This is a genomic window from Streptomyces sp. 6N223 (assembly GCF_052246635.1).
In the GTDB taxonomy this organism is placed as follows: Bacteria; Actinomycetota; Actinomycetes; order Streptomycetales; family Streptomycetaceae; genus Streptomyces.
In genome coordinates, this window is record NZ_JBQQCA010000097.1 from 1 (window position 1) to 10,639 (window position 10,639).

The 10,639-nt window shown below is 74.3% G+C and carries 2 protein-coding genes and 1 pseudogene; all 3 read left to right on the forward strand.

The window, feature by feature from the left end; genetic code table 11:
- The coding region (locus ACTWQH_RS32010; RefSeq protein ID WP_443290322.1) for a type I polyketide synthase at window positions 1-2,931 on the forward strand (2,931 nt) is incomplete at its 5' end.
- Between the two features lie 85 nt (window positions 2,932-3,016).
- Window positions 3,017-8,506 (forward strand): annotated as a pseudogene (locus tag ACTWQH_RS32015) (type I polyketide synthase); the annotation flags it as partial.
- A 92-nt stretch (window positions 8,507-8,598) separates the two neighbouring features.
- The coding region (locus ACTWQH_RS32020; protein ID WP_443290323.1) for a type I polyketide synthase at window positions 8,599-10,639 on the forward strand (2,041 nt) is incomplete at its 3' end.

Below are 10,639 nucleotides of genomic sequence, written 5' to 3' on the forward strand. Positions count from 1 at the left end.
CACCCCGAACCCACCACCCTCACCACCGCCCTCGCCCACGCCCACACCACCGGACACACCCCCACCTGGCCCACCACCGGCCACCCCACCCCCCTCCCCACCTACCCCTTCCAGGAAAACCGCTACTGGCTCGACACCGTCACCGACACCTCCGGTGACGCGGCCGGGCTCGGGATGGACGGCGCCGAGCACGCGCTGCTGGGCGCCACGGTCGAACTCGCGGGTGGCCAGGGGGGCGTGCTCTTCACCGGCCGTCTCTCGCTCCGCGCCCAGCCCTGGCTGGCCGATCACGCCGTGCTCGGCACGGTGCTGCTCCCCGGCTCGGCGTTGATCGACATGGTGCTGCACGCCGTCGAGCGGCTGGGCTGCGGGCGGCTGGAGGAGTTGACCATGGCGGCCCCGGTCGTCGTGCCACAGGACGGGGCGGTCCAGCTCCAGGTGAACGTGGGCGCGCCGGACGACTCCGGGCGCCGGCCCGTCAGCGTCCACTCGCGCGCCGCCGAGCAGGAGCAGGCGGGCGGCGCGTGGACCAGCCACGCGACCGGCACGGTTGCCGATGGCGTCGCGGCGTCCCCGGTCGAGCTGACGGCCTGGCCGCCGCCGGGGGCCGAGCCCATCGACGTGTCCGACTTCTACGGCACGCTGGCCGACCTCGGCCTCGGCTACGGCCCGGCGTTCCAGGGGCTCGCCTCGGCCTGGAAGGCCGAGGACGCCGTGTACGCCGAGGTCACGCTGGACGGCGAGACCGAGACGGCTGGCTTCGGCATCCACCCGGCGCTGCTCGACTCGGCGTTGCACGGCCTCGGCTTCACCCTCGACGAGGCGGAGCGGCAGCAGCCGCTGCTGCCGTTCGCCTGGGCAGGCGTGTCTCTGTACGCCGCCGGGGCGACGGTGGCCCGGGTGCGGCTGGCACCGGATGGGCCGGGGGCGTACACGGTGGCCATCGCCGGCTCCTCGGGTGCTCCGGTGGCGATGGTGGAACGGCTGACCGTGCGGCCGGTCGCGCCCGAGCAGTTGGCCCCGGTGGCGGCGGGTCCGCGTCTGCCGCTGCTGGCGCTGGACTGGGTGCCGGTGACGCTGCCGGCGCTGGCTCCGGCACCGGCTCCGGCCGAAGGACGGACGCCGGAGCCCGTGTTCGTGGGGGACGCCGCGGAGCTCGCCGAGCTGGCCGAAGTCCCCGAAGGACGGGCGGTGGTCGCGGACTGCGCTCCGACGGCCGGCGGTCCCGGCGGTGACCCGCACGCCGCCACGCACCACGTGCTGGCGTTGGTGCAGGCCTGGCTGGGCGATGCCCGTTACGCCGAGTCGCGGCTGACGCTCCTCACTCACGGCGCGGCGGGCGAGGACGTGAGCGACCTGGGCAACGCGGCGGTGTGGGGTCTGGTGCGGTCCGCGCAGACGGAGAACCCCGGCAGGTTCGCGCTGCTGGACCTGGACGAGGACCCGGCGTCCCGCGCCGCCCTCCCGGCCGCGCTGGCGTCCGGCGAGGGGCAGTTGGTCATCCGGCGGGGCGAGGCGTTCGGGCCGCGCCTGGTCCAGCCGAACCTGACGGACCTGCCCACGGAGCCCGCCGCCGGCCCCGCGTTCGGGCCGGACGACGCGGTGCTGGTCACCGGCGCGACGGGGGCGTTGGGCGGCCTGGTGGCCCGCCACCTGGTCACGGCGTACGGCGTCAAGCGCCTGCTGCTGGTCAGCCGCCGCGGGCCCGACGCCCCCGGCGCCGCCGAGCTGCGCGACGGCCTGACCGCCCTCGGCGCCGAAGTCACCCTCGCCGCCTGCGACCTGGCCGACCGCGCCGCCGTCGCCGCACTCCTCGACGCCCACCCCGGCATCACCGGCATCATCCACGCCGCCGGCGCCCTGGACGACGCCACCATCCCCTCCCTCACCCCCGAACGCCTCGACACCGTCCTCCGCGCCAAAGCCGACGCCGCCTGGCACCTCCACGAACGCGCGGGCGCGGGCTCGGGCGTAGGCCGCTTCGTCCTCTTCTCCTCCGTCGCGGGCACGCTCGGCAGCCCCGGGCAGGGCAACTACGCCGCCGCCAACGCCTACCTCGACGCCCTCGCCGCGCACCGCCGCGCCCAGGGCCTGCCCGCCGTCTCCTACGCCTGGGGCCTGTGGGACACCGAGGGCGGCATGTCCGGCCAGGCGGACCAGGGGCGGCTGGGCCGGGGCGGCATCCTGCCCATCGGCGTGGAGGAAGGGCTGGCGCTGTTCGACGCCGGGCTCTCCCTGGGGTCCCCGGACTCCCTGGGCCTCGCCACCCCCGTACCCGTGCGGTTCGATCTTCCGGCGCTGCGCAAGCTGCCGGAGCTGCCGTCGGTGCTGCGCGGCCTGGTCCGCACCCCGGCGCGCCGCGCCGCCGCGCTCGGGCACGCGGGCCCGGGCACACCCGGCGCCCCGGGCGGGGCCGGGGGCGGCTCGGCGCTGGCCGAGCGGCTGGCCGGGCTCGGTGAGGCGGAACGCCGCGAGGCGCTGCTGGACCTGGTGCGCCGTCAGGTGGCGGAGGTGCTGGGCCACACGGACCCGGCACAGGTCGAGATCGGCACGGGCTTCCTCGACCTCGGCTTCGACTCGCTGACCGCCGTCGAGCTGCGCAACCGCCTGATCGCCGCGACCGAGCTGCGGCTGCCCTCCACGGTGATCTTCGACTACCCGACGCCGGAGGCCGTCGCCGGGCGGCTGCACGAGCTGCTGGCGCCGGCGGAGGAGGACCCGGACGCGGCGGTGCGCCGCGCGCTGGCGCGGATCCCCGTCGCGCGGCTGCGCGAGGAAGGTCTGCTGGAGGCGTTGCTGCAGCTCGCAGGGGTGCCAGGGGCGGAGGAAAGCGCCGCTTCAGAACCGCCGAAGGGCGACCAAATCGCCGAGATCGAGACTTTGGACACGGCCGCCCTCGTGGCGTTGGCGCTGAACGAGGACAAGGCATGACAGGGCCGGTGACTGGGCTGGTGACAGGGCTGGTGCGACTCGGACGGGAGCTGGGATGACTACCTCGACCGAACAGGTCGTTGAGGCACTTCGGGCGTCGCTGAAGGAGAGCGAGCGGCTTCGCCAGGAGAACCGGCGGGCCACGGCCGCCGCCCGCGAGCCGATCGCGATCGTCGGCATGGCCTGCCGCTACCCCGGCGGCGTCGCCTCACCGGACGAGCTGTGGGAGCTTGTGGCCGAGGGCCGCGACGCGATCTCCGGCTTCCCCGAGGACCGGGGCTGGGACGTCGCAGGGCTGTACGACCCGGACCCGGCACAGCCGGGGAAGACGTACGCCAAGGACGGCGGCTTCCTGTATGACGCGGCCGACTTCGACCCGGAGTTCTTCGGGATCTCACCGCGTGAGGCGCTGGCGATCGACCCGCAGCAGCGGCTGCTGCTGGAAACCGCCTGGGAGGCGGTGGAGAGCGCCGGGATCGACCCGGCCTCGCTGCGCGGCAGCCGCACGGGCGTCTTCGCCGGGATCATGTACGGCGACTACGGGGCACGGCTGCTGTATCCCTCGTCGCCGGAGGAGTTCGAGGGCTATCTGGGGACGGGGAGCGCTGGCAGCGTGGCCTCGGGCCGGGTGGCGTACACCCTCGGCTTCGAGGGCCCGGCGGTGACGGTGGACACGGCGTGCTCGTCGTCGCTGGTCGCCCTGCACATGGCGGCTCACGCGCTGCGCAACGGCGAGTGCTCGCTGGCGTTGGCGGGCGGGGCGACGGTCATCGCGACGCCGGGGCTCTTCGTGGAGTTCAGCCGGCAGCGGGGGCTGTCGCCGGATGGGCGGTGCAAGGCGTTCGCCGCGTCGGCCGACGGGACGGGCTGGGGCGAGGGCGTGGGCCTGGTGCTGCTGGAGCGGCTGTCGGACGCGCGGCGCAACGGCCACCAGGTGCTGGCGGTGGTGCGGGGCGTCTCGGTCAACCAGGATGGTGCGAGCAGCCAGTTGACCGCGCCGAACGGGCCCTCGCAGCAGCGCGTGATCCGGCAGGCCCTGGCCAACGCCCGCCTCGACGCGGCGGACGTGGACGTCGTGGAAGCCCACGGCACCGGCACGACGCTGGGCGACCCGATCGAGGCCCAGGCGCTGCTGGCCACCTACGGGCAGCACCGGCCGGAGGACCGGCCCCTGTGGCTCGGCTCCCTCAAGTCCAACATCGGCCACACCCAGGCGGCGGCCGGCGTCGGCGGCATCATCAAGATGGTCATGGCCATGCGCAACGGGCTGCTGCCGCAGACCCTGCACGTGGACGAGCCGACGCCCCACGTCGACTGGGAGGCCGGGGCGATCTCCCTGCTGACCGAGGCCCAGCCATGGGAGCCGCTGGACCGTCCGCGCCGCGCGGCCGTCTCGTCCTTCGGCGTCAGTGGCACCAACGCCCACGTGATCCTTGAGGAGCCGCCCGCCGCCGAGGAGTCGACGGAGGGTGAGACGGACGGCGAGGCCAGGACGAGCGGGGCGGTGGTGTGGCCGCTCTCCGCGCAGAACGCCGACGCGCTGCGCGATCAGGCGCGGCGGCTGCTGCGGCGGGTCGAGGCGGATCCTGGGCTGGATCCGGCGGATGTGGCGTACTCGCTGACGACCGGGCGGACGCCGTTCGCCGAGCGGGCGGGAATCGTCGCCTCCGGGGATCGGATGGGCGCCTTGGCGGCGTTGGCTGCGGGTGAGCCGCATCCGGATCTGGTCACGGGCGGTGTGGTGGCGGGGAAGACGGTGTTTGTGTTTCCCGGGCAGGGTTCGCAGTGGCCGGGCATGGGCCAGCACCTCATGGCCACCGAGCCGGTCTTCGCCGACCACATCCAGGCCTGCACGGAAGCCTTCACGCCCTACACCGACGACTGGAACCTCACCCAGCTCCTCACCCACCCCGATCCCGCACTGCTGGAACGGGTCGATGTCATCCAGCCCGTCCTCTTCGCCGTCATGACCGGACTGGCCACACTCTGGCAACACCACGGCATCACCCCCGACGCCGTCGTCGGCCACTCCCAAGGCGAAATCGCCGCCGCCTACACCGCCGGCGCACTCACCCTCCACGACGCCGCCAAAGCCGTACTCCTGCGGGCCAAGGCCATCACCGCACTCGCCGGCACCGGCGCCATGGCCTCCCTCCCCCTCCCCGCCGACCAGGTCGAGGCGTTGCTGAGCGAGGAGGTACACATCGCCGCGCTCAACGGCCCCACCTCCACCGTCATCTCCGGCACCCCCGAAGCCATCGACACGCTCGTCGCCGACTGCCAGGCCCGCGACATCCGCGCCAAGACCATCCCCGTCGACTACGCCTCCCACTGCCCCCACATCGAACCCCTCCGCGACACCATCCTCACCGCCCTGCACGGCATCACCCCCCAAACCACCCCCATCGCCTTCTACTCCACCGTCCACGCCCAGCCCATCGACACCACCACCCTCACCGCCGACTACTGGTACACCAACCTCCGCCAGCAAGTCCGCTTCCAGGACACCATCCAACGCCTCCACCACGACGGGCACCGCCACTTCATCGAGACCAGCCCGCACCCCGTCCTGACCATCGGCATCCAACACACCCTCGACCAACACCCCACCCCCACCGCCATCCTCCCCACCCTCCGCCGCGACCACGGCGACCACCTCCCCCACGCCCTCGCCCACGCACACACCCACGGCCTCACCATCGACTGGCGGACCACCGGACGCCGTGTGCCGCTGCCCACGTACCCCTTCCAGCACCAGCGCTACTGGCTGGACGCCCCCGAGGCCACCGGCGACGCCTCCCGTCTCGGCATGGCCCCGGTCGCCCACCCGCTGCTCGGCGCCGCGGTCAGCGTCGCCTCCGACGGCCGGGTGCTGCTCACCGGTCAACTGCCCGCGCCCGACCAGCCGTGGCTGGCGGAGCATGCGCTCGGCGGCCTTGGGCTGCTGCCCGGTTCGGCGTTCCTGGAACTGGCCATGGCGGCCGGGGACCAGGTGGCCGCGAGCCGCGTCGAGGATCTGAGCGTCGCCACGCCGCTGATCCTGTCGATGCCCGAGGACGACGACCCGGTGCGGGTTCAGGTGCAGGTGTCCATCGGCCCCCGGGACGAGCGGGGCCGCCGGTCGGTGGAGATCCACGCCCGGCGGGGCGACGATCCGGAGCTGTCCTGGACCCGGCACGCCGAAGGCGTCCTGTCGGAGGCGGCGGCGGCGGACGGAGCGCCGCTCGCCGCGTGGCCGCCGCCGGGGGCCGAGGCCGTCGACGCCGACGCGGTGGCGGGCCTCTACGAGCGTCTGGACGCGGCCGGCACGGCGTACGGCGCCGCCTTCCGTGGGCTGCGCCGCGCCTGGCGCGACGGGGAGGCGCTGTACGCGGAGGTGGCGCTGCCCGAGGGCACCGACGCCGAGGGCTACGGGCTGCACCCGGCGTTGCTGGAGGCCGCCCGGCACGTGCTGGATCTGGCCGGTGTCGCCGATGGCACCTGCCGGCCGCGCCTCGCCGCCGCGTGGGAGGGCGTTGCCCTGCACGCGACCGGTGCGACCGCGCTGCGCGTCCGGCTGGCCCCGACCGGCGTCGCGCCGGATCGCTTCGCGCTGACGCTGGCGGACCCGACGGGCGCGCCCGTCGCGACCATCGACGCCGTCACACTGGACGTGGCCGACCCCGAGGCCATCGCCGCCTCCGCCTCCGCCGCCGCCACCGCCGCCGCGGAACGCGCCGAGACGCTGCTCCTGCTGGACTGGCCCGAGCTGGCATCGGCCGACGACATCCGCCGCGAGGCCCCCGACGCTGCCGCCACCCCCGAGGACGTGGTCGTCGTGCGGCCCGAGCCCGAGCTGGGGCCGACCGTGCGCGAGGCGCTCTACCCGCTGCTCGACACGGTTCAGCAGTGGCTGTCCGACGACCGTGGCGGGCGGCTGGCCGTCGTGACCCAGGGGGCGGTGGCCACCGACGCCGGGGAGGACGTGCCGGAGCTGGGCCATGCCGCCCTGTGGGGCCTGATCCGCACCGCGCAGACGGAGAATCCCGGGCGTTTCACGCTGATCGACCTCGACGGCACCCCCGAGTCGGAGGCGGCGCTGCCGTACGCCCTCGGGCTGGTGGACGAGCCTCAACTGGCGTTGCGCCGGGGCGCCGTCCGGGTGCCGAGGCTCGCGCGCGATGCGGATGCGCGGACGGGCGTCGCCGAGCCCTCGCGGCCCGAGGCGCTGGACCCCGAGGGCACGGTGCTGATCACCGGCGGCACCGGCACCCTCGGCGGCCTGGTGGCCCGGCGCCTGGTGACCCGCCACGGCGCGCGGCACCTGCTGCTGACCGGCCGGCGCGGGCCGGACGCCCCGGGCGCGGCCGAGCTGGCGCGGGATCTGGAGGCGCTCGGCGCGCGGGTGACGATCGCCGCGTGCGACACCGCCGACCGGGCGGAGCTGGAGAAGCTGCTCTCGTCGGTGCCGCTGGAGCACCCGCTGACGGCCGTCGTGCACGCGGCGGGCGTGCTGGACGACGGCATCGTCGCCTCGCTCAGCCGCGAGCAGGTCGAGCGCGTGCTGCGGCCCAAGGTGGACGCGGCGCTGCTGCTGGACGAGCTGACGGAGAACGCCGGGCTGGCGGCGTTCGTGCTCTTCTCCTCCACGGCCGGCGTGCTCGGCAGCCCCGGCCAGGCCAACTACGCGGCGGCCAACGCCTTCCTCGACGCGCTGGCGCAGCGGCGCCGCGTGCGGGGCGTACCGGGCATCTCCGTGGCGTGGGGCCTGTGGTCCGAGGCCAGCGGCATGACGGGCCACCTGGACGAGGCCGACCTGGCGCGGATGGTCCGAGGCGGGCTGCGGCCGCTGGACAGCGAGCAGGGCCTGGCGCTGTTCGACGCCGCGCTGGCGGCCCACGGCGGGCAGGACGGCCACGGCGGCAAGGGCGGCAAGGGCGGCCTGGTGGTGGCCGCAGGCATCGAGCCGTCGGGGCTGCGGGCGCAGGCCGAACGCGGCTCGCTGCCGCCGATGCTGCGCGGTCTGGTGCGCGGGCCCGTCCGGCGCCGGGCCGAGGCGGCGGCGCAGGTGGACTCGACGGGCCTGCTCGAACGCCTCACCGGCGCGACGGAGTCCGAGCAGCTCGGCACGCTGCTGGAGCTGGTGCGCGCCCAGGCGGCGACCGTGCTCGGACACACCTCCGTGGGGCGCATCGAGGCCGAACGCGCCTTCCGCGAGTTGGGCTTCGACTCGCTGACGGCCGTGGAGCTTCGTAACCGGCTCGGTGCCGCGACGGGGCGGCGCCTGCCGACGACCCTCATCTTCGACTACCCGACACCCAGCGCGCTCGCCGACTACCTGCGGAAGGAGTTGGCGCCCGCCCCGGCCGCCGCGCACGCGCCGCTGCTGACCGAACTGGACCGCCTCGCCGCGGCGTTGGAGTCGGCCCGGCGGAACGCGGACCCCGAGGGCAGCGCCGCCATCGGAGCCCGCCTCCAGGCCCTGGCCCGGGAGTGGAACGCCGGGGAGGCCCGCGATGACGACGACCTGGACGTGGACGTGGCCACGGACGACGAACTCTTCAGCGTGCTGGACGAAGAGCTCGGCGCCTCCTGACCTCACCACCTTCTTCTTCCGTTTCCTTTCCTTACTTTCCTTTTCTGCCTGACCTGATGACCGACCTGCCGGACTGAGGAGCTAGACATCACATGGGGAACGAGCAGAAGCTTCGCGACTATCTGAAGCGGGCGACGGCCGATCTGCGTCAGGCGAACCGGCAGCTGCGCGAGGCGGAGGAGCGGGAGCACGAGCCCGTCGCCATCGTGGGCATGAGCTGCCGCTATGCCGGCGGCGCCGTCACCCCTGACGACCTGTGGCGGCTCATCTCCGAGGGCGGCGACGCCGTGTCGGGCTTCCCCACCGACCGGGGCTGGGACCTGGGCTCGCTCTTCCACCCGGACCCGGAGCACCCGGGGACCTCCTACGCCACCGAGAGCGGGTTCATCGCGGAGGCGGGGGGCTTCGACCCGGCGTTCTTCGGGATCTCGCCGCGCGAGGCGCTGGCCATGGACCCGCAGCAGCGGGTGCTGCTGGAGCTGGCGTGGGAGGCGTTCGAGCACGCGGGCATCGACCCGGGCACCGTGCACGGCAGCCGGAGCGGCGTGTTCGCGGGCGTCATCCACCAGGAGTACGTGCCGCACGCCTTCCCGGACGCCGAAGGGCTTGAGGGCTACCTGCTGACGGGCACGACGAGCAGCGTGGCCTCGGGGCGGGTGGCGTACACCTTCGGTCTGGAGGGCCCGGCGGTCACGATCGACACGGCGTGCTCGTCGTCGCTGGTGGCGCTGCACCTGGCGGTGCAGTCGCTGCGGAAGCGGGACTGCGACCTGGCGCTGGCGGGCGGGGTGACGGTGATGTCCACCCCGGCGCCGTTCGTCGAGTTCAGCCGCCAGCGCGGCCTGGCCCCCGACGGGCGGTGCAAGGCGTTCGCCGCCTCGGCCGACGGCACGAACTTCTCGGAGGGCGCGGGCCTGCTGCTGGTGGAGCGGCTGTCGGACGCCCGACGCAACGGCCACCAGATCCTCGCCATCATCCGGGGCTCGGCCGTCAACCAGGACGGCGCCAGCAACGGCCTCACCGCCCCCAACGGCCCCTCGCAGCAGCGCGTCATACGCCAGGCCCTGGCCGACGCGCGGCTGGCACCCGAGCAGGTGGACGCCGTGGAGGCGCACGGCACGGGAACGCAGCTCGGCGACCCGATCGAGGCGCAGGCGCTGCTGGCCACCTACGGGCAGGAGCGGCCGGAGGACCGGCCGCTGTGGCTCGGCGCGGTGAAGTCGAACGTCGGCCACACGCAGGCGGCGGCGGGTGTGGCGGGCGTGATCAAGATGGTCATGGCGATGCGAAACGGGCTGCTGCCGCAGACCCTGCACGTGGACGAGCCGACGCCCCACGTGGAGTGGGAGGCGGGCGCCGTCTCGCTGCTCACGGAGAACCGGCAGTGGGAGCGGAACGGCCATCCGCGCCGGGCGGGCGTCTCGTCGTTCGGCATCAGCGGCACCAACGCCCACATGATCCTCGAGGAACCGGAGGCGGCTGAGTCGGAGCACGGCGAGAGCGCGGCCGAGCAGCAGGGCCCCGTGGCGTGGCCGCTGTCGGCGAAGTCGGAGTCCGCGCTCCGCGACCAGGCCCAACGCCTCCATGCGTGGGTCGAGAACCACCCCGAGCTGTCGGCCGCCGATGTCGCGCATTCGCTGGTGAGGACGCGGGCGTTGTTCGACCACCGGGCCGTCATCATCGGTCAGGACGACGAGACGCGGCTGGCGGCCCTCCAAGCCCTGGCAGCAGACGAGCCACACCCCCACGTGGTCACCGGCTCGGCCGCCCAGCCCGGCAAGCTCGCCTACCTCTTCACCGGCCAGGGCTCACAACGGGCAGGCATGGGCCAACAGCTCTACACCACCTACCCCGCCTTCGCCCACGCCTACGACGAGGTGCTATCGCATTTCGAGCCCGGGCTGCGGGAGATCATCACCACCGGCGAGGGCCTGGACCGCACCGAACACACCCAACCCGCCCTCTTCACCCTCCAAGTCGCCCTCTACCGACTCCTCGAAACCCACGGCCTACAGCCCGACTACCTGGCGGGTCACTCCATCGGCGAACTCGCCGCCGCCCACTGCGCCGGCATCCTCACCCTCCCCGACGCCTGCACCCTCGTCGCAGCCAGAGCCCGCCTCATGCAATCCG